This is a genomic window from Thaumasiovibrio subtropicus, assembly GCF_019703835.1.
In the GTDB taxonomy this organism is placed as follows: domain Bacteria; phylum Pseudomonadota; class Gammaproteobacteria; order Enterobacterales; family Vibrionaceae; genus Thaumasiovibrio; species Thaumasiovibrio subtropicus.
Map to the genome: position 1 here is coordinate 632,863 of NZ_AP023054.1, position 21,544 is coordinate 654,406.

The 21,544-nt window shown below is 47.5% G+C and carries 15 protein-coding genes; 14 read left to right on the forward strand and 1 reads right to left on the reverse strand.

The window, feature by feature from the left end:
• Positions 1-67: 67 nt before the first annotated feature.
• The 11 genes from mazG to rpoS all read left to right on the forward strand — a co-directional run bounded on the left by mazG (position 68) and on the right by rpoS (position 10,561).
• A complete protein-coding gene (gene mazG, locus TSUB_RS03030) occupies positions 68-871 on the forward strand; it encodes a nucleoside triphosphate pyrophosphohydrolase (RefSeq protein ID WP_087023779.1) in 804 nt (267 codons plus the stop codon).
• Between the two features lie 160 nt (positions 872-1,031).
• Positions 1,032-2,672: a CTP synthase gene (locus tag TSUB_RS03035; RefSeq protein ID WP_087023777.1), complete on the forward strand. Its 1,641-nt coding sequence runs from the start codon at positions 1,032-1,034 to the stop codon at positions 2,670-2,672.
• Positions 2,673-2,749: 77 nt separating this feature from the next.
• Complete coding sequence (gene eno, locus TSUB_RS03040; protein WP_087023775.1) at positions 2,750-4,051, forward strand: phosphopyruvate hydratase; 1,302 nt, start codon at positions 2,750-2,752, stop codon at positions 4,049-4,051.
• A 566-nt stretch (positions 4,052-4,617) separates the two neighbouring features.
• On the forward strand, positions 4,618-4,896 hold the full coding sequence (gene ftsB, locus TSUB_RS03045) for a cell division protein FtsB (protein WP_087023937.1): 279 nt from the start codon (positions 4,618-4,620) through the stop codon (positions 4,894-4,896).
• A 21-nt stretch (positions 4,897-4,917) separates the two neighbouring features.
• Positions 4,918-5,619, forward strand: coding sequence for a 2-C-methyl-D-erythritol 4-phosphate cytidylyltransferase (gene ispD / locus TSUB_RS03050; protein ID WP_087023773.1), 702 nt, complete (start codon positions 4,918-4,920; stop codon positions 5,617-5,619).
• Entirely contained in the window at positions 5,616-6,095 is a 480-nt protein-coding gene (ispF, locus tag TSUB_RS03055; protein WP_087023771.1) for a 2-C-methyl-D-erythritol 2,4-cyclodiphosphate synthase, read from the forward strand. Before ispD ends, ispF begins: the two co-directional genes overlap by 4 nt.
• Entirely contained in the window at positions 6,095-7,126 is a 1,032-nt protein-coding gene (truD, locus tag TSUB_RS03060) for a tRNA pseudouridine(13) synthase TruD (protein ID WP_087023769.1), read from the forward strand. Before ispF ends, truD begins: the two co-directional genes overlap by 1 nt.
• A gap of 1 nt (position 7,127) precedes the next feature.
• On the forward strand, positions 7,128-7,865 hold the full coding sequence (gene surE / locus TSUB_RS03065; protein WP_087023767.1) for a 5'/3'-nucleotidase SurE: 738 nt from the start codon (positions 7,128-7,130) through the stop codon (positions 7,863-7,865).
• 49 nt (positions 7,866-7,914) lie between these two features.
• Positions 7,915-8,505: a protein-L-isoaspartate(D-aspartate) O-methyltransferase gene (locus TSUB_RS03070; RefSeq protein WP_414718371.1), complete on the forward strand. Its 591-nt coding sequence runs from the start codon at positions 7,915-7,917 to the stop codon at positions 8,503-8,505.
• A 73-nt stretch (positions 8,506-8,578) separates the two neighbouring features.
• On the forward strand, positions 8,579-9,502 hold the full coding sequence (locus TSUB_RS03075) for a peptidoglycan DD-metalloendopeptidase family protein (RefSeq protein ID WP_087023935.1): 924 nt from the start codon (positions 8,579-8,581) through the stop codon (positions 9,500-9,502).
• A 60-nt stretch (positions 9,503-9,562) separates the two neighbouring features.
• Positions 9,563-10,561, forward strand: coding sequence for an RNA polymerase sigma factor RpoS (gene rpoS, locus TSUB_RS03080; RefSeq protein WP_087023763.1), 999 nt, complete (start codon positions 9,563-9,565; stop codon positions 10,559-10,561).
• Positions 10,562-10,653: 92 nt separating this feature from the next.
• Here the strand turns inward: rpoS and mutS are convergent, their stop codons facing one another.
• Positions 10,654-13,179 carry a DNA mismatch repair protein MutS gene (mutS, locus tag TSUB_RS03085; RefSeq protein WP_087023761.1) on the reverse strand — a complete coding sequence of 842 codons (2,526 nt, stop codon included), beginning with the start codon at positions 13,177-13,179 and terminating at the stop codon, positions 10,654-10,656.
• A 563-nt stretch (positions 13,180-13,742) separates the two neighbouring features.
• On the opposite strand from mutS, the gene TSUB_RS03090 reads away from it, so the two are divergent.
• From TSUB_RS03090 to TSUB_RS03100, 3 genes are all read left to right on the forward strand, one after another.
• Positions 13,743-14,357, forward strand: coding sequence for a DUF1449 domain-containing protein (locus tag TSUB_RS03090; RefSeq protein ID WP_087018133.1), 615 nt, complete (start codon positions 13,743-13,745; stop codon positions 14,355-14,357).
• 46 nt (positions 14,358-14,403) lie between these two features.
• Entirely contained in the window at positions 14,404-16,593 is a 2,190-nt protein-coding gene (locus TSUB_RS03095) for a flotillin family protein (RefSeq protein ID WP_087018141.1), read from the forward strand.
• Between the two features lie 62 nt (positions 16,594-16,655).
• The gene (locus tag TSUB_RS03100; RefSeq protein ID WP_087018131.1) at positions 16,656-21,518 is read left to right on the forward strand and encodes a DNA repair ATPase; all 4,863 of its coding nucleotides are present in this window, start codon (positions 16,656-16,658) and stop codon (positions 21,516-21,518) included.
• The last annotated feature ends 26 nt before the right edge of the window (positions 21,519-21,544 follow it).

A 21,544-nucleotide genomic window follows, 5' to 3' on the forward strand; every position in this document is an offset into this window, starting at 1 on the left:
GATAGCAACGGGAGGTAGCTCGACATTAGAGCCGCTTCCCGTTTTATTATGAGTAAAGGTAAGCACCATGTCTGTAAAACCGATTGATGAACTACTGGCAATCATGGTCAAACTGCGCGACCCAAATGGCGGATGTCCTTGGGATTTAAAGCAGCGTTTTGACACCATTGTGCCGCACACCATTGAAGAGGTGTATGAAGTGGCTGACGCGATAGAGCGACAGGATTGGCAAGAGCTTCGTGAAGAGCTGGGGGATTTGCTGTTCCAGATTATTTTTTACAGTCAACTGGCGAAAGAAGATGATCTGTTTAGCTTTGAAGATGTGGTCACCGATCTAAATGACAAACTAGTACGTCGTCATCCGCATGTGTTTGCAGACAGAGAACTCGCTGATGAGTCAGCACTCAATGCAAGTTGGGAGCAAGAAAAAGCGGCTGAGCGAGAAGAGAAAGGGCAGCAGAGCGTGTTGGATAACATTCCCAATGCGTTTCCGGCATTGATCCGCGCCGACAAAATTCAAAAGCGCGTAGCAAGGCATGGCTTTGACTGGGATAGCTTCGGGCCTGTGGTCGATAAGGTGCATGAAGAGATCGATGAAGTGATGGCGGAAGTCATGCAAGTGTCACCTGATGCAGACAGAATAGAAGATGAAGTGGGTGACTTACTGTTTGCTGCAGCAAATTTAGCTCGTCATGCAGGAGTGAAACCTGAAATGGCACTTGCTCGTGCAAATAAGAAGTTTGAACGTCGCTTTCGCCAAGTGGAAAAAAATGTGCTAGAACAAGGTAAGCGCTTGGATGAGTGTGACCTAGAAACCCTAGAGGCGCACTGGCAAGCGGTGAAAAAGCGTGAAAAAAACAACGCATCATAATGTAACAACGCACTCGATTGCGTGACGGCTATTGATTTGAGACAAGAAAAATCGCCGATGAGTGTGATACTTTTCACGTTGTGGCAATAAAGTGGCTCTGGTATAGTAGCGTCCCGTCCAGATACATTTTAATTCCTCTAAACCAACTTCCAGGTTAAGCATGACAACAAACTACATTTTTGTTACTGGCGGGGTAGTATCCTCTCTAGGTAAAGGTATTGCTGCTGCATCTCTAGCTGCTATTCTTGAAGCGCGTGGCTTAAACGTCACAATGATGAAGCTCGATCCATACATCAACGTTGACCCAGGCACAATGAGCCCAACTCAACACGGTGAAGTATTTGTTACGGAAGACGGTGCAGAGACCGACCTAGACTTGGGTCACTATGAGCGCTTCATTCGTACTAAGATGACGAAGCGCAACAACTTCACTGCGGGTCGTATCTACGCCGACGTATTGCGTAAAGAGCGTCGTGGCGACTACCTTGGTGCAACAATCCAGGTTATCCCTCACATCACCAACGAAATCAAAGACCGGGTTAAAGCGGGCGCAGAAGGTCACGATGTGGCTATCGTTGAAGTGGGTGGTACGGTTGGTGATATCGAATCACTCCCGTTCATGGAAGCAATCCGTCAGTTAGCGGTTGAACTTGGCCGTGAACGTGCAATGTTCATGCACCTCACGCTTGTCCCTTACCTCGCCGCTGCCGGTGAAGTAAAAACCAAACCTACTCAGCACTCTGTAAAAGAGTTGCTTTCAATTGGTATTCAGCCAGATGTGTTAGTGTGTCGTAGTGATCGTGTTATCCCTGCGAATGAGCGTGCGAAGATTGCACTGTTCTGTAACGTATCTGAGAAAGCTGTTATCTCAATGAAAGATGTAGATTCTATCTACAAAATCCCACAGCTAATCAAATCTCAAGGTCTTGATGATCTCGTGTGTAATCGCTTTGGCATTACAGCGCCAGAGGCAGATTTAAGTGAGTGGGAACAAGTTATCTACGAAGAAGCTAACCCTACTGGTGAAATCACCATTGGTATGGTTGGTAAGTATATTGAACTACCTGATGCTTACAAATCAGTGAATGAAGCACTGAAACACGCGGGTTTGAAGAACCGTGTCACAGTAAACATCAAGTATGTTGACTCTCAAGATGTTGAGAGCAAAGGTGATGAAGCGCTGCAAGGCTTAGATGCGATTCTAGTACCAGGCGGCTTTGGCGGTCGTGGTGTTGAAGGTAAGATTCTGACGGCAAAATATGCACGTGAGAATAAGATCCCTTACCTAGGTATCTGTCTTGGTATGCAAGTGGCATTGATCGAGTTCGCACGTAATGTGGCGGGCATGACAGATGCGCACTCTACTGAGTTCAACAAAGACTCTCAGCACCCAGTTGTTGGCCTGATCACTGAGTGGGTTGACGGCGAAGGTAAAGTTGAAGAGCGTACTGAGCAGTCAGATCTAGGCGGTACCATGCGCCTTGGTTCTCAGCTTTGTCACCTAGAAGAAGGCTCAAAAGCGCGTGAAATGTACGGTAATCCAACGATTCATGAGCGCCATCGCCATCGTTTTGAAGTGAATAACACCCTGTTGCCAGAACTGAAGAAAGCGGGTCTTCGCATTTCAGGTCTGTCGGCAGATAAGAGGCTGGTTGAGATCATCGAAGTACCAAACCACCCTTGGTTTGTTGCTGCGCAGTTCCACCCAGAGTTCACCTCAACACCTCGTGACGGCCACCCGCTGTTCGAAGGTTTTGTGGCTGCTGCAGCTGTTAATCAGCGTGGCGAGTTAGAGAAGTAATCAAATGGAAAGACCGCAGCCATGAGGGCTGCGGTTTTGGTTCGCTTTTTAAATTGTTAAAGCAAGAGGAAAGACTAATGTCTAAGATCGTTAAAGTTCTGGGTCGTGAAATCATCGACTCACGTGGTAACCCAACTGTTGAAGCGGAAGTTCACCTAGAAGGTGGTTTCGTAGGTATGGCAGCTGCGCCATCTGGTGCATCTACTGGTTCTCGTGAGGCTCTAGAACTACGTGACGGCGACAAAGCACGCTTCCTAGGTAAAGGCGTTCTTAAAGCGGTTGAAGCTGTAAACGGCGAAATTGCTACCGCTCTAACGGGTAAAGACGCGAAAGATCAAGCTGCAATCGACGCAGTAATGATCGATCTAGACGGTACTGACAACAAATCTAAGTTCGGTGCTAACGCAATCCTAGCAGTTTCTCTAGCAAACGCGAAAGCCGCGGCTGCAGCGAAAGGCATGCCTCTATACGAGCACATCGCTGAGCTAAACGGTACTGCTGGTCAGTTCTCTATGCCTCTACCAATGATGAACATCATCAACGGTGGTGAGCACGCAGACAACAACGTTGACATTCAAGAGTTCATGATCCAACCAGTTGGCGCTAAGACTCTTAAAGAAGGTCTACGTATCGGTGCAGAAGTATTCCACAACCTAGCTAAAGTACTTAAGTCTAAAGGCTACAGCACTGCAGTTGGTGACGAAGGTGGTTTCGCGCCTAACCTTAAGTCTAACGCTGAAGCGCTAGAAGTAATCGCAGAAGCTGTTGCAGCTGCTGGTTACGAGCTAGGTAAAGACGTTACTCTAGCGATGGACTGTGCTGCATCTGAGTTCTTCGACAAAGAAGCTGGCATCTACAACATGAAAGGCGAAGGTAAGACTTTCTCTTCTGAAGAGTTCAACCACTACCTAGCTGAGCTAGCTGGCAAGTTCCCAATCGTTTCTATCGAAGACGGTCTAGACGAGTCTGATTGGGATGGCTTCAAGCACCAAACTGAACTACTAGGTGACAAGCTTCAACTAGTAGGTGACGACCTATTCGTTACTAACACTAAGATCCTAGCTGAAGGTATCGAGAAAGGCGTAGCTAACTCTATCCTTATCAAGTTCAACCAAATCGGTTCTCTAACTGAGACTCTAGCTGCAATCAAGATGGCTAAAGACGCAGGTTACACTGCAGTTATCTCTCACCGTTCTGGTGAAACTGAAGATGCAACTATCGCTGATCTAGCGGTAGGTACAGCTGCAGGTCAAATCAAGACGGGTTCTATGAGCCGTTCTGACCGTGTTGCTAAGTACAACCAGCTAATCCGTATCGAGGAAGCGCTAGGTGAGAAAGCACCTTACAACGGTCTTAAAGAAGTAAAAGGCCAAGCTTAATTCTTAAGCTGACCTGATATATGTAAAAACCTCGCTTCGGCGGGGTTTTTTTATGCTTGTCAGTTTGGTTTACGGCAAGAGCGATGAGCCGTTCTGACCGTGTTGTTGCCATGCCTTGTTAGGGCAACCAGCTAATCCGTATCGAGGAAGCGCTAGGTGAGAAAGCACCTTACAACGGTCTTAAAGAAGTAAAAGGCCAAGCTTAATTTTTAAGCTGACCTGATTCATTGTAAAAACCTCGCTTAGGTGGGGTTTTTTTATGCTTGTCAATTTGGTTTACGGCAAGAGCGATGAGCCGTCCTGACCGTGTTGCTGCCATGCCTTGTTAGGGCAACCAGCTAATCCGTATCGAGGAAGCGCTAGGTGAGAAAGCACCTTACAACGGTCTTAAAGAAGTAAAAGGCCAAGCTTAATTCTTAAGCTGACCTGATATATGTAAAAAACCTCGTTTCGGCGAGGTTTTTTTATGCCAGTAAGAAAAGAGCGCTTTTCCTGTTGGGATAGCTGGTCTATTGGCTGCGTTTATGGGATTATTCAGCCAAATCACATCGGTGCTGAAGGCTAACATGCGATTACTAACCCTCTCGCTACTTATTGTTCTTGCTGGTTTACAGTGGACGCTCTGGTACGGCAAAAATGGTCTGTTTGACTATTTTGAGATCCGTGATTACGTCATTGCGCAGCAAGAGACAAATCATGAGCTGTCACTGCGTAATGAGCAAATGTATGCAGAAATTGCCGACCTGAATCGCGGTGTTGATGCAATTGAAGAGCGTGCCCGAAATGAGTTGGGCATGATCAAAAAGGGTGAAACCTTTTTCCGTATTATCGACACTGATCAATAACCAAAGTCACTGGATTGAGTTTTGACGTTGAAATCCCCGCAAATAGTTGCTGTGGTTCCCGCTGCTGGAGTGGGAAAACGCATGGCAGCTGACCGTCCTAAGCAATACCTAGAGCTAAATGATAAGACAATTATCGAACACACCATTTCTTTGCTGCTATCTCACTCGGCTATTTCAAAAGTCGTCGTGGCGACGAGCGCGGATGACCCCTACTTTCCTTTACTAACGATTGCGTCAGATAAACGAGTGATGCGCGTTGATGGTGGCGCTGAGCGTGTTGACTCTGTAGTCGCCGGATTAGAAGGTATCACGGATGAGTGGGTGATGGTGCATGATGCGGCGAGACCTTGTGTCACGTTATCGGACATTGATGCCTTGATAGAGGTTGCGATTCAATCAGATGCTGGAGCCATTCTCGCGATGCCAGTGCGCGATACAATGAAGCGAGTGGGTGAGTCTAGCGGTATAACGCACACAGTTTGTCGTGAGGCATTATGGCATGCGCTTACGCCCCAGATGTTTAGAACAGAACAATTAAAAACAGCATTGGCTGAAGCGATAGCAGGCGGTGCAACAATCACTGATGAAGCATCAGCTTTGGAGTTTTGTGGGCTGACACCGCGGGTTGTCTCTGGGAGGAGCGACAATATTAAAGTGACACGCCCAGAAGACCTCGCGCTAGCAAACTTTTATTTAACTCAACGAGAAAAGGAGTCGTCATGATTCGTATTGGCCATGGATTTGATGTACACAAGTTTGGTGGTGAAGGCCCTGTTATCATTGGCGGTGTTCATATTCCTTATGAATTTGGATTGGTCGCGCATTCTGACGGCGATGTAGCGCTGCATGCGGTATCCGATGCATTACTTGGTTCGATAGCGGCTGGGGATATTGGTCGGCACTTCCCGGATACAGATGATAAGTGGAAAGGGGCGGATAGCCGAGCTTTGCTAAGAGATGTCTATCGCCGCGTAAAAGAAGCGGGCTATGTGCTAGGTAACCTCGATGTCACCATTATGGCGCAAGCACCGAAGATGGCGCCACATATTGACGCAATGTGCCAAACTATTGCAGCAGATTTAGAAACTGATGTAACTAATATTAATGTTAAAGCCACGACTACAGAGCGTTTGGGCTTTACCGGTCGCAAAGAAGGCATAGCTTGCGAAGCGGTAGTACTAATCACCAAGGCGGAATAATGAGTGAACTGATGAACAGCTTGGCATACGGCTACGGCCAACCTCTCACAACAGGACGATTAAAAGTTGAACCAGAACACTTTGTTGTGAAAGAGGTGCTAGGCTTTGAGTTTGCAGGCCAAGGTGAACACTTTATGGTGCAGATCCGCAAGCGAGGCGAAAACACAAAGTATGTTGTCAATGAGTTGGCAAAGGCATGTGGCGTGAAGTCTCGCGATGTGAGTTGGGCTGGATTGAAGGACAGACATGCAGTGACTGAGCAATGGCTCAGTGTTCACTTACCGGGTAAAGAAGATCCTTGTCTCGAAGAGTTTGTCGCCACACATCCGGGTGTTGAAGTTCTGGCTACAGCTCGGCACGATAAAAAACTGCGTCCGGGCGATCTCTCCGCGAATCAATTTGAAATCGTAGTGACTGAGCTTAATGCTGAAACTGAGTTAGAGCAAAAGTTGCAGCAGATTGCGATGCATGGCGTACCAAATTACTTTGGTGAACAACGCTTTGGCCGTGAGGGAAACAACTTAGTTTCAGCAAGAGCCTGGGGCAATGATGAGTTTCGTGTTCGGGATAAGAGCAAGCGCAGCTTCTACCTGTCGGCTGCGCGTAGTTGGATTTTCAATTTACTGCTGTCTCATCGTCTGACTCAGTCGACAGCCTCAAGCGTGTCGGTAGGCGATATCCTCGCTTATCAGGATGGCCGAGAGGTGTTGGTTGAATCTTTATCAAGTCAAGCAGACGTTGACGCGGGTCTGGCTGGGATTACAGGCCCTCTAACGGGTGATAATGCGTTTCCTACAGCGGGTGATGTCGCGGTGTTGGAAAACCAAATAGCAGAGCAGGAGCCTTTGTTATTGAAAGTTATTCGTGACAATCGTATGCGTCATGATCGCCGCCCGTTAATGTTGAAACCAGAAGCTATGCGCTGGGAGCGCGATGGTGATCGATTGACGATCGCATTTACATTAGCTGCGGGAAGTTTCGCGACGGCAGTCATGCGCGAACTTATCGTCCAAGGTGATATCGACGGTTAATATGCGTATTCTAATTAGTAATGATGATGGTGTTTGGGCCGAAGGTATTAATGTCTTAGCAGAGGTACTGAGTGACATAGGCGATATCTATATTGTCGCTCCAGATCGCAATCGTAGTGGCGCATCCAACTCTTTGACACTGGACACCCCTTTACGGTTACATACACACCAAGAGAAACGAGTGTCTGTACAAGGTACGCCAACAGATTGTGTGCACCTCGCCTTGAATGCATTGCTCGACTTTAAACCCGACCTTGTGATCGCGGGTATTAATCATGGCGCTAACTTAGGCGATGACGTGCTGTACTCAGGTACTGTTGCGGCGGCGACAGAGGGGCACTTTCTTGATGTGCCTTCAATGGCGATTTCTTTGGTTGGTAAAACACACTTTGACACCGCTGCTCGTGTGGCTAAAGAGGTCATTGAGCGTATGATGAACTCCCCCGTCCCTGATCAACGATTGTTAAACATTAATGTACCTGACTGTGAATATGATGCGTTAAAGGGTTGGCAAATTACTCGTTTGGGTGCTCGTCATCGTGCCGAAGCCATGATTCAAGACACTGACCCTCGAGGTCACGAAATTTACTGGCTGGGCCCTCCAGGACCTTGTCAGGATGCAGGGCCAGGCACAGACTTTTACGCGGTTGAGCACCAATATGTCTCAATTACGCCATTACAAGTCGATCTAACCGCCCACAATTCAATGCAAGCTGTCGAACAGTGGTTACAGAAATAACAAAAGGGAGAAGGCTACGTTGAGTGATAGAAATCACCTATACACAACGTTGAGCTCACTAGGTGTCGCGAATGCAAAGATACTCGAAGCGATGGCGACGCTGCCGCGAGAGCACTTTATCGATGAAGCGATGGCTCACAAGGCATATGAAAATAACGCCTTACCGATAGGCTGTGGACAAACCATATCTCAACCATATATTGTGGCGAAAATGACAGAGTTGCTGGCGTTAGATTACAAGAGCCGTGTACTTGAAATTGGTACTGGTTCTGGCTTTCAAACGGCGGTATTGGCTCAGTTAGTGGAGCATGTCTATTCCGTTGAACGCATTAAAGCGTTACAGTGGCAAGCAAAGCGCCGATTTAAGCAACTAGATCTGCATAATATCTCGACAAAACATGCAGATGGATGGCAAGGTTGGCATAATAAAGGCCCGTTTGACGCGATTATCGTCACAGCTGCTGCTATAGGTACGCCGCAAGCGCTGTTAGAGCAACTTGCGGATGGCGGTAGATTGGTCATTCCCGTAGGTGACGATCAGCAAGTGCTGAAACGGATTATTCGTCAGGGCGATAATTTTATCAGTGAGGATATCGAAGCAGTTAACTTTGTGCCGCTGGTGGCCGGAGAAACTGTTTGATTTAAATATGAGAGCGACAGGGAAGCGGCATAATTACATCAAGCAGTTAGCAGCAGGGCTTTGTTTAAGCCTCATGGCTGGCTGTGCATATTACCCTCAGATATCGGAAAAACCGACTTCAAAAGATTACGATGTGCTGGAAAGAGGCAGCTATCGTGGTAGTTTCTATGAAGTTGAAAAAGGCGATACGCTCTACTTTATTGCTTATATTACTGATAAAAGTGTCGATGAACTAATCGCATACAATGGTTTAGAAGCGCCCTATATCATTCATCCAGGGCAAAAGCTTAAACTTTGGCGCCCGAAATACGTTGCGCCAGCCTATGGCCAATCGGCCGAAGCCGCACCAGTGGTGGCTGTCGCGGCAACGATTCCCTCAACAACCCCTTCAACAAGTGCGGTGTCTTCCAATCCTGCTGCAAATAGTGCAACAACTGAACAGACAAAAGTTATACCTAGCGCACATAAAACCGACCCTAAAACAGTTGATCCTGTGAAACCGTCAGAGTACTCTCAACAGGAAAGTAAACAAACTGTTACAAAAAACACTCCTCCGGCAACCGTGAAACCGACGGAAACACAGACGGCAAGTACACCGAGTCAAGCTAAGCCAACTGAGGCATCTGATAAAGTAACGAGCTGGTTGTGGCCAACGAAAGGAAGAGTAATAAGCAAATTTTCCAGTGCAACCAATGGCAATAAAGGCATAGATATTGCTGGACAGAGAGGTCAGCCTATCAATGCAACAGCCGCCGGTACGGTGGTTTACGCTGGAAATGCGCTACGCGGTTATGGAAATCTCATTATAGTGAAACACAATGATGATTTTCTAAGCGCATACGCCCACAACGATCAGCTTTTCGTCAAAGAAAACCAGACGGTTAAAGCAGGTCAAAAAATTGCAACTATGGGCAGTTCGGGGGCTCAAAGTGTGAAGCTGCATTTTGAGATCCGTTTTAAAGGTAAGTCGGTTGATCCGATGAAATACCTCAACTAGGTCGTCATTACAGCTTGGTTCGCTGTAATGTGTTGCTATTCGCCACACGGGAGGCGCGCTATGACTAAAAGTAATACGCTACCGAAAGAAGAGATCTTTGAAGAAGAATCCCTCAACGATAACGATGATGTTGAATTGCAAATGGAGCAAGATGCTCAGCTAGAGCAAGCAGCGGAAGATGCAGAAGAGCAAAACTTTGCTGCGACACAAAAAGCCCTTGATGCGACTCAACTTTATCTGAGTGAAATCGGATTCTCACCTCTTTTAACCGCTCAAGAAGAAGTCCTATATGCTCGTCGCGCCCTTCGCGGTGATGAAGCTGCCCGTAAGCGAATGATTGAAAGTAATCTCCGTTTAGTGGTGAAAATATCTCGCCGTTATAGTAATCGCGGTCTTGCTCTATTGGATTTGGTTGAAGAAGGCAATCTCGGCCTAATTCGAGCCGTCGAGAAGTTCGATCCAGAAAGGGGATTCCGTTTCTCAACCTATGCGACTTGGTGGATTCGTCAAACAATTGAACGTGCCATCATGAATCAAACGCGGACAATCCGTTTGCCGATTCATGTCGTCAAAGAGCTGAACGTGTACTTGCGTACTGCACGAGAGCTAGCACAGAAGCTGGACCATGAGCCAACAGCTGAAGAAATCGCACAGAAACTTGATAAGCCTGTCGACGATGTTAACCGTATGCTGCGCCTGAACGAGCGCGTAGGCTCGGTTGATAATCCTATTGGTGGAGACAGCGAGAAAGCGTTATTGGATATCATCCCAGATGAGAAGAGTGGTGGCCCTGAAGGCTCGACTCAAGAAGATGATATGAAGCACTCAATTGTTGGGTGGTTGCAGGAGCTCAACCCTAAGCAGCGCGAAGTATTAGCACGTCGTTTTGGGTTACTTGGCTATGAAGCTTCTACACTTGAAGATGTCGGGCGCGAAATTGGTTTAACACGTGAGCGTGTTCGTCAGATCCAAGTAGAAGGGCTACGTCGTTTGCGCGACATGCTGACGCACCAAGGGCTCAATATCGAGTCACTCTTTACCGCTGAAAACCTTCAGTAGAAGGTGGTTTAGCGCATTAAAAAGGCACCGATGCGGTGCCTTTTTTGATCGCGATGATATCAGTGTTACGTTCCATGGAACTTAACGTGCGGTTAAAGCAACTTCTTTAAGCGGTAAAGTTCGTCTAACGCTTGGCGTGGTGTGAGGTTGTCAGGATCAATCTTAGATAGCAACAGTTCCACTTCACTTGGTTCAGGCAACAAAGAGAGCTGAGTCTCCTGGCGTGGAGCAGTGTGCGCTTGTGGTGCTTGATGGGTCTCAAGCTCACGCAGTTTGGCTTTAGCATTCTTGATGACAGATTTAGGGACGCCAGCAAGCCCAGCGACCGCTAAACCATAGGATTTGCTCGCTGCCCCTTCCTGGACCGCATGCATAAAGGCAATCTCATCACCATGCTCAACCGCATCAAGGTGAACATTGGCCAACCCTTGTAACAAATTTGGTAACTCTGTTAGTTCGAAATAGTGCGTCGCAAATAGTGTCATTGCTTTGATCTTATCGGCTAGCCATTCCGCACTGGCCCAAGCAAGAGAGAGACCATCGTAGGTGCTCGTTCCTCGCCCTATCTCATCCATCAACACTAAGCTATTTTGCGTCGCATTATGCAAAATATTTGCAGTTTCAGTCATCTCGACCATGAAAGTTGAACGCCCAGACGCAAGGTCATCAGATGCACCAATACGGGTAAAGATACGGTCTAGAGGACCTATCTCAGCACTTTCCGCTGGAACGAAGCTGCCAACATGCGCAAGCAATGCAATCAAAGCAGTTTGGCGCATGTAAGTCGATTTACCACCCATATTGGGTCCGGTAATGACTAGCATACGTCGATTAGGATTGAGTGCGATTGGGTTAGCAATGAAAGGCTCATCTAAGACCTGCTCAACCACTGGGTGTCGGCCTGCTGTAATCTGGATGCCGCTGTTTTCTGTCAACTGAGGCCGACAGTAGTTGAGGCTATCTGCGCGCTCCGCTAAGTTACTCAATACATCCAGTTCTGCTAAAGACGCTGCGAGGTTTTGCAGTGCTTCAAGGTGTGGCAGCAGTTGATCAAATAATGCTTCCCACAATTTCTTCTCGAGTGCCAATGCTTTTGACTTTGAGCTGAGGACTTTGTCTTCATGCTCTTTTAGTTCAGGAATGATGTAACGTTCAGCATTCTTTAGTGTTTGGCGACGAATGTAGTGGCTTGGTACTCGGTCGCTTTGGCCTCGGCTAACTTGGATGTAGAAGCCATGGACATTGTTGTAGCCGACTTTAAGCGTATCGATATCGTGTCGCTCACGTTCATCGGCTTCGAGTTTTTCAAGATAGTCGGTTGCGCCTTGCGCTAATGCTCGCCATTCATCAAGTTCGGCATCATATCCTTCAGCGATGACCCCGCCCTCTCGAATAACCACGGGCGGATTTTCTTTAATAGCGTTTTGCAATAATTCGGCAAGTGCTGGTTGTGGTTGGGCGAGCTGAGTCAATGCTTGCAAGTGCGGTGTTTGCAGGCTCTCGAGAGTGATGGCAAGCTCAGGTAACTGTTGAAGCGCATTGCGCATTCTTGCAAGGTCGCGCGGTCGCGCTGAACGCAGCGCCAATCGTGCAAGAATACGTTCTAAGTCACCTATGGTACGCAACTGAGGTGCTAGCTCGGCAAATAATGCACTCTCTTTTAATTCGGTGATAGCATCTAAACGCGCGTTGAGTACTTGCTGCTTTCGGATTGGTTGATGTAGCCAGCGTTTCAAAAGGCGGCTTCCCATTGGGGTCGCTGTATGGTCAAGCACCTCTGCGAGAGTGTTGTCCGTGCCGCCAGATAGATTGTGGGTAATTTCAAGATTACGTCGCGTTGCCGCATCTAGGATCACTGCGTCGTCCCTGCGCTCCATCGATAAACTGCGGATATGCGGTAATGCGGTTCGTTGGGTATCTTTAACATACTGTAGCAAACAGCCTGCAGCACAAAGGCCATGGCTAGCATTCTCAACACCAAAACCGACAAGGTCACGGGTGCCAAACTGTTTATTTAACTGGGTACGTGATGTGTCTAAATCAAACTCCCAGACCGGTCTGCGCCGCAAACCGCGTTGCTCCTCGATAAGCGAGAGAAATGCGAAATCTTCAGGGTACAGTAACTCGGCGGGTTGGGTTCGTTGCAACTCGGCCAGTAAGGTCTCTTCTGTTTCGGGTTCGCTTAACAAGAAGCGCCCTGATGTTATATCGAGAGTGGCATAGCCAAAGCGATCATTGTGATGATAGAGAGCGGCGATCAAGTTATCTTGACGCTCACTCAGTAAAGCTTCATCACTCACTGTACCCGGCGTCACAATGCGAACCACTTGTCGCTCTACTGGCCCCTTACTTGTTGCGGGGTCGCCGATTTGCTCGCAGATAGCAACAGACTCTCCCAACTGGACAAGTTTGGCAAGGTAGCCTTCAACCGCATGAAATGGAACGCCAGCCATCGGAATTGGCTGACCATTAGAGCTGCCCCTTTTGGTGAGCGAGATATCGAGTAGCTGAGATGCACGTTTGGCATCATCAAAAAAGAGTTCGTAAAAATCGCCCATGCGATAAAACAGCAAAACCTCCGGGTTTTCAGATTTTATCCGGAGGTACTGTTGCATCATCGGGGTGTGTTTTTCATTCGATTTTGCGGTCACAAGTTTGGCCTGTTGCTGCGTTCTTATTGGGGCTAAGGATACGTGAATCGGCTAGTCCGAGCAAAGGTAATCCGAGAGCTGGGAGTGAAAGTGGAGTGGTTAGATTAGCGCGCGGCTAAGCGGTAAGATGTTGATGAATTGTTGGTGTGAAGTAATAAATAATGCCTTCTCAATGAAGCGCTGAATTGGGGCCAAAAAACGGCAGTGGAAAAATGTCAGGTTTGTTTATTTTAAAAGTATGAAAAAGTAGTGATAAGGCCATTTGTTGCAGCTGTTTCAAGGTTTTTATGGTGCTGATTTATTGAATTGCGAAATCTTACTGTTAATAACATGTTTGTCAGTTACATTAATATCGTGACAGATGTCAATTTATTATTTTAAAGAGTGTTAGTAACATAGAATACGGATGATTTTATTTGAAGTCAGTCGTTATATTAGTTCGTCCTAGTTGGCATTTTAGTTTTTAGATGTATTTTCATCTTGGTTCAAACAGCACTTACTCGGTGCTTCAATCACTATAGAGGCATGAGATGGATACAGCTTCATTCCTATCAGTTCTAACGTCCTTTCCGACAAATATCTTTTTTGTTCCGTTCGTCATACTCTTTTTTGTTATGGCCATCGACATGGTTTTTGATTTTGCCGATGCTGCATTTGGAGAGCTTGATTTTTTTGATTTTGACGCGGAAACCGGCGGTAGTTTACTGATCCCTCCTGTGCTCTCTCATGTCCCATTAGCGGTAGCTTTATGTGTCACTTTCTTTGTTGGTACGGTAATGAGCTACTACGTGGACACCTTGGCGCTTGTGCATTTAGAGGGTGTCGTTGCCACTGCTGCAAAAATTGCTACTGTTCCGGTTAGCGCAATCGCGTCTTTGCACGTGGCATCATGGCTGCTTAAGCCTTTGCAGCCGCTGTTTGATAAGGAGAAAACTTTCGCTACCGTAAATTACATTGGTATGAGAGCGCGCGTGCATAGCAGCACAGTGACTCAAGAGCGCGGAGAAGTGGTGGTGACACATCAAGGCAATGAATATTTGCTGGATGTTGTTGCAGAGACCTCTGCCCCAATGGCTTACGGGGATGAAGTTGTCATTCTCTCGAAAGTTGAAGACTCGAAAAACTATGTCGTTACCAAAATTTAAAATGAAAAATTAGAAAAAGGAGCTCTACATGTCATACCAAAGCGGGATGCAACTATCGCCCGGGATGATATTCTTATTTGTTGGCGTATTAGTTCTATTAATTGTCCTGATATTTTTGACATCTAGATATAAAAAAGTACGTAACGAAGGTGAATCACTGATCGTTAACGGCGTGAATCGTACACGTGCATCGCTAACGGGTACCTTTGTGTGGCCAGTCGTTAACCGATACGAGTATATGGATATTACTCGTAAGAAGATTTCGGTTGTGCGAAGCGGCCGCAAAGATCAAGAAGGCGAAGAATATGAAGGCCTTCACTGTCGCGATAATATCCGTACCGATATTAAAGTTGATTTCTATATAGGCGTTAACCACGAAGAAGACGACATTGTTCGTGTTGCAAAACTCTTTACTGCGGATGGCGCTTCAGATCTTGAGCGTTTAAAAGAGCACTTCCAACCCAAGTTCTCTGAAGCATTAAAAACGGCAGTTAAGCAGTTTGAGTTCGAGGAACTGTTAACGAATCGTCGTGCGTTCCGTGATGCCGTGGTCGAAGTGATCGGCAGCGAAATGGATGGGTTTAAAATCTATGATGTGGTTATCGATAAAATTGACCAAACCGCATTGGATGCGCATAACGAAAACAACATCTTGGATGTCGAGGGTATTCGTAAGATCTCGGCTATCACTGCCGAGAAGAACACGCAAACCAATGCAATTCGCCAAGATGAGATGACGACGCGTAAGAAGAAAGACGTTGAAGCTGAAGCGAACCGTCTGCAACTGGATAAGCAAGAGCAAGAAAGCCAAGCGCGTATCAAGCGTGAAATTGACATTATCCGCGCCCAAGAGCAAGCGTTGTCGGAAGAGAAGCGCCAAGAATATGAGCGCGTGATGTCCGTTGCTCGTCTAGAAACGGAAGAAGAAGTCTCTAAGAAACGTGAAAGCGTAGAGATGGAAGTTGAAATGACGCGCATCGCTAACCAGCGTCAAGTTGCGATTCAGCAAGAAGAGCTTAATCGCTCTGTAGAAACAGAGAAAGTGCGCACTGCCGCGGACGTCGCTCAGCGTGAAATGGAAAAAGACACTACCGTTGAAGAAGCGATGAAGTCAGTTGCTGAGATGCGCTCTCAGCGTGTGGAAATCGAGCGTAAAATTGCGCGTGAAGAGGAAGAAACCGAGAACTTACGTGTTAACGAACAAGTGAACCGTAAGAAACGCGTCAGCATGGTAGAGGCTGAAGCACTGGCTGAAGCGAAACAGTTGGAGCTGCTTGTCGCAACACGTGCTGAGAAAGAAGCGGCCAAAGAACGTTCTGAGCGTCTATTGATTGAGAAAGATGCAGAGCTGAAAGCGCGTACACGTGAAGCGGAAAATGAGCTAGCGGTGAAGAGTCGTGAAGCAGAAGCGGCGCAAGTGGTCACCGTTAAGCAAGCGGAAGCGGAAGCCATTGCAACTGAAAAAGCAGCGGAAGCCGAGCAGGTTGCCCGCTTGAAGCAAGCGGAAGCTGAACTGGATGCCTCTCAGAAAGAAGCAGAAGCGGCTTACATCAAGCAAGAGCGTGATGCTGCGGGTAAAGAGCGCATGGCTCAAGCTGAACGTGAGCACATCAGTGCGACAGGTCTAGCGCAAGTCGAGGTGGATCGTGAGCGCGCGATTGCGATTCGCGAGACGGGTGAAGCGGAAGCCTTTGCGCTTCAGAGCACAGGTGAAGCGGAAGCGGAAGCGCTACGTGCGAAAGGCCTTGCGGAAGCAGAAGCGCAAACGGCGCGTCTGGAAGCGACTCAGAAGTCGGACGAACACACACGCGAGCACGACAAATGGGTACTACAACTGCAACAAGAGAAAGAGCTGGAGTTTGCACGTATCGAAGCGCAGCGTGATATTTCTGGTGAAAGCGCCCGTGCGTTGGCAGAGGCATTGGCATCTGCAGATATCAAACTCTTTGGTGGCGAAGGCATGGAGCAAATGCGCCGTACTGTTATCGATGCTGCGGCTATGGATAACAAGTTCAATGAGTCGAAAGTGCTTAACCCATTGGTTTCTGAGTACATGAGCGGCGAGCGTAGCTTGCCTCAAGACATCAAAGATATCTTGGAAAATACCGAAATGAAGAGCAGCGACCTTAGCAATGTCGCGCTAGCGAGTTTGCTAAACGCAGAAGGTGGCGCAACGGAGTTGTTGAAGAAAATTCAAAGCTCAATGAGCAGCGGCGCTTCAGACGCTAAATCTTAATTCGTTATTCCCATTGCTAATTACCCACCCCGTTTTCGCGGGGTGGGTATAAAGGTATCAGCATGTCAGAAACCACTTCTCAGGCTGTCACCGAAGGCGGCGCATATGAAGTCCTCAAGAATCGCCTTCTTCAACAAGGCAGCCATCTAAAATCCATTGCCCAACAGTTTAACCAGGATCGCCAAGAGGTCTTTGGTGGCCAAGAGCTAGACCTTATCGGTAAAGCCAATGTCCAGACTGAAGCGCGTTGTATCCCTGTCGATATGGCGCAAGTGAATGGGCAGCTGTTGTTTGGTTATCAAGTTACCGTTGGCATGAAAGCGAGCCCATCGCTTTCTGATGTATTCGGTCTTTATCAACTTCATGAAAACGAAGGCATGTTCCGGGTAGAACCTTTGCCAGTCGATAAGAGTTTTCTTGCCGACGAACGTTTCTTACATGAATTGAATGAACTGTTTACATATTACAGTGATGCCAAATTGTCGCAGATCGCGCGACAAGAAAATGTTCTCTACATTGCATTCCAAATCGGTATGCGCGCGGAAGACAGGAAGGTTTTCCGATTCCAATTAAATAAAAACTCGGTTGAGTACCTCGATGCCAATGGCCACCAGACATTGCAAGGTGCGCAGCAACATGACTTTGAGTGGACACCAACAACGCGAGCCGATCACCTGTTAGGGACTCACCCGCACGTCTCGATCAAAGATAAGCTCTTTGTTGAGTGTGTCGGCGGCGATCTTACCATTAAAGTGGAAGATAATACGGAAGACGGAAAAGGGATCTACAACGAGCCGGTTGAAGATCTTCACCAAAGTGTGGCTGATGCGGACATTGAGTATGCGTTTATTGGCGATTTGATTGCCTTAAAGATCCTACCAAACCGAGAAAAAGAGTACCGTTACTTCATTTTTAATCCGTTGACGCAAAAAGTGATTCGTGTCGATGCATTACAGGTGTCAGCGAAATCACTACCTGAAGATCACGGTATTCTCTATTCACACGGTTATGTGCTCACTAACGGCGAAAGTAAGCAGCTAGACATGGATTGGGAGAACTTACGCTTCTTCCAACGCATCGCGTCACCCAATGGTGAAGATATGCTTTATGTCTTCTTCAATATTCGTGATGGTTACTATGTTATTTACACCTATAACATGATTGAGAAGCGCTTTTCTGCGCCGCTTGATAGTCACGGCTTGAGTCTCTACTCCGATGGCCGCATGTTGGTGTTTCAAGTTTCAGATAACGCTGAAGCCTCTACTATCCATCCGCTACGGATCTGGGAGACGCCGTTCTCAACGCAGGATTACTACACATCGCACCAAAGTGCGGGCGATAAAACCAGTCCGCTGTTTAATCTCGGTAATGCTGAACTGGTTCGAGCGCTGTCTTCCGTGCTCTCGGTATGCCATTTAGCGCAGACAGAAGAGGTCACACAAGCGGCTTATGAAGCCTTGCTGAAGCAATCACAAGCGACGTTAGATCACTATCATTGGCTAAATCATGACTATGCCAATGGCATTGGTGATGCGATTCACGCTGTGATGGATACATCGCATAAGATCATTGATGAGTTTGCCAAAGTGTTGCAGATGCAAGCGCATGCATTGGAAGCTCTGGAAACAGAGTCTGCGGCGGTTCATCAGCTTACAGGCAAGATCAAACTGGCCCCTAAGTATGATGCGAAAGCGCTGCTAACCTTGCTTGCTGAGTTAAAGCAACAGACGGGGAGCACCATGGTCTTGCAGCAACAGCATTATGTTGATGTTGAGGCTGTTGATACGCTGTTGGCCGAACTTGATGAGCATCGTCAATACCTCAATGAGCTGCTGCTTTCTCTGTTGCAAAAAGAAGAGGCTTACCAGCCTTTTAAGGTTGCCATCACTAAGATTGAAGACCAACTGGTTGAGGTGGATAAAACCGCTGAACTGCAAGCATTGCAAGAGGAAGTTGAAAAACTTCGTGATGAGCTTGCCCTTGTCTCAGAAGAAGTGACTGAGATAGAAACCGACGATCCGACACAAGCAACACGGATCCTCGATCTCACTACGGAAGTGACGACCATGTTGAACACAGTTTCTGCGAAACTGCGTATCCGACATGAAAGCTTGCAAAACGACGAAGTAAAAGCAGAGTTTAGCGCGCAATTTAAGTTGCTGTCACAATCTGTTAGCAGTGCGATGGAGCAAGCGACATCGCCTGAGGAGTGTGATAACCAATTAGCGAAATTGATAGGTCAGTTAGAGAAGCTCGAATCCCGTTTTGCGGATTTTGATGAATTTCTCGGTGAAATCTATACCAAACGCGATGAAATTCAATCGACACTTGAAAACCATAAGCAACAGCTCGTTGCCGCACAGCAGCGCCGAGTACAAAACTTGCTCCAAGCTGCGAACGTCACGCTCAACAGCGTAGAAAAACGTGTTTCGCGTTTTGAAGATGTCGCCGGCCTTAATAGCTACTTCTCAACCGATGCGATGGTGATTAAAGTAAATCAGCTCGCGGAGTCGATTCGAGAGTTGGGAGATAGCGTTAAAGCGGACAGTGTTGAAAGTAAACTGAAGTCGCTAAAAGATCAGTCATTGCGCGCATTGCGCGACAATCAAGATATCTTTGAACAAGGCGGCAAGGTACTGCGTCTTGGTAAGCATCGATTCAGTGTGAATCAGCAATCGCTCGATCTGTCATTGATTGACAACAACAACCAATTGTCGCTGCATATTTCGGGCACCGACTTTTATCAACCGATCACCGACGAAACCTTCCTGCAACTGCAGAGCCTTTCACAGTTAGACGTTGCCTCTGAAACACCGAGTTTGTATCGCGGTGAATACCTTGCGTATTTGATGTTTACTCTGATTGAGGCGGAGCCTGAAAAGTATGGCCTACCTCAACTACTTGTTGCGAGTAAAGAAGGCCAATTACTTAACCTGGTACAACAAGTCGCGGCGCCACGTTATCAAGAAGGCTATGTTAAGGGGATTCATGACCATGATGCCGCGAAAATGTTGGAAGCCCTGCTGCCCATTTATGAACAAGCGGGCTTGTTGCGTTTCGGGCAAGGCGAACGAGCTGCCGCACTCCTTTGGTTGTTAGGGCTGAATGACGCGGAGTTAGCGCAGTGGCAGCAAGCTGCAAACAATGCGCAGCAACTTAAAGAATACCTGCACGCGGGCGAGGCCTATGAGGCACTGCAGCAAGATCTCGAAAAACAGATTACGCTACCAGACGGTGTGACGGCGAGTGATGTGTCAGACTACCTCATTCAGCTACTCGCAAAACCTCTGCAAGATATCGCGGTCGGTTTAGATGCCCATAATCTGAGTGAAGACTATTTGCAGTTCCGACGAAGTTTGGGATGGCGTCCAAGTGAGTTGCCTCCTCAAGCAGCGTTTGCTGACCATCTACAATGGCTTTCTGCTTACAGTGAGCGTGAAGGCACTGGACAAGGTTTTGTGGTTGAAGCTGCTGCGATCGCGACCTGGAAAGCCAGCTCAAGCATTGCGATGCGCACGGTTGATTTCTCACTATCAGTGCATATTGAAGGGTTGTTGGGTGATCATCGCCGTCTTGATGGTGGCAAGCTAACCCTAGTGTTAGACGATTTCTTGAAGCGCGGCGAGCATCATAATCGTGTGACATTACCGGGTTTTGAAGCCTACTTAAAAACGCGCGCCGATATGCTCAATGAGGCAAAATCTCAATTCCGTTTGGAAGAGTTTAAGCCGCGCCCGCTCACTTCATTTGTGCGTAACAAGTTGATCAGTGACAGCTACTTACCCCTGATAGGCGATAACTTTGCCAAGCAGATGGGTGCATTAGGCGACAGTAAACGTACCGACTTGATGGGGATGTTATTGCTTATCTCCCCACCTGGGTATGGTAAGACAACCCTGATCGAATATGTTGCTCAGAAGCTGGGCTTGGTCTTCATGAAGATCAATGGCCCGTCTATAGGCCATCAGGTGACATCGCTAGATCCGGCCGATGCGCCTGATCAAAATGCGGCGCGTGAAGTCGAAAAGATCAACCTCGCCTTCGAAATGGGGAACAACGTATTACTCTATCTCGATGATATTCAGCATACACACCCTGAGTTCTTACAGAAGTTTATCTCTTTGTGTGATGGTACCCGTCGTATTGAAGGTACGTGGAACGGACAGACAAAAACGTACGACATGCGTGGTAAGAAGTTTGCCGTGGTGATGGCGGGTAACCCCTATACCGAATCTGGAGAGATGTTCCGTATCCCTGACATGCTGGCTAACCGCGCGGATATCTACAACCTTGGTGATATGCTCTCTGACCAGAAAACCGCCTTTGAACTCAGCTTTATTGAGAACTCATTGACGTCAAATCCTGTTCTTGCACCGTTGGCGACACGTGATCTTGATGATCTCTATCGTTTCGTGAACATGGCGGGAGGCGACAACATTGCCTTGAGCGAAATGAGTCATGCTTATTCCGCCATTGAGGCTGGTGATATCGTTGCGACATTGCAACGTCTGATCACCGTGCAACAAACGGTGTTGAAGGTAAATCAGCAGTATATTGCCTCTGCAGCAACCGCTGATGAGTATCGGGTTGAACCACCGTTTAAGCTTCAAGGTTCTTACCGAAACATGAATAAGCTGGCTGAAAAGATCTCGTCAGTGATGACGGATGACGAATTGCAGACGTTACTACAAGATCACTACCAAGGTGAAGCGCAAACGTTGACGAGCGGCACTGAGGATAACCTCCTCAAACTGGCTGAACTGCGCGGAGCGATGTCAGACGATCAACAACAGCGTTGGCAAGAAATCAGAGATGGTTATCAACGTCGCCAAATGTTGGGAGATGAAGAAGACAGAGCCGGTCAGGTGGTGCAGCAATTGGCTGCGCTTAATCAGCAGTTTGCTGCGATGCGTCGTGGCGAATAGCGTGCTAACCCTTTGCCCACAGTGAA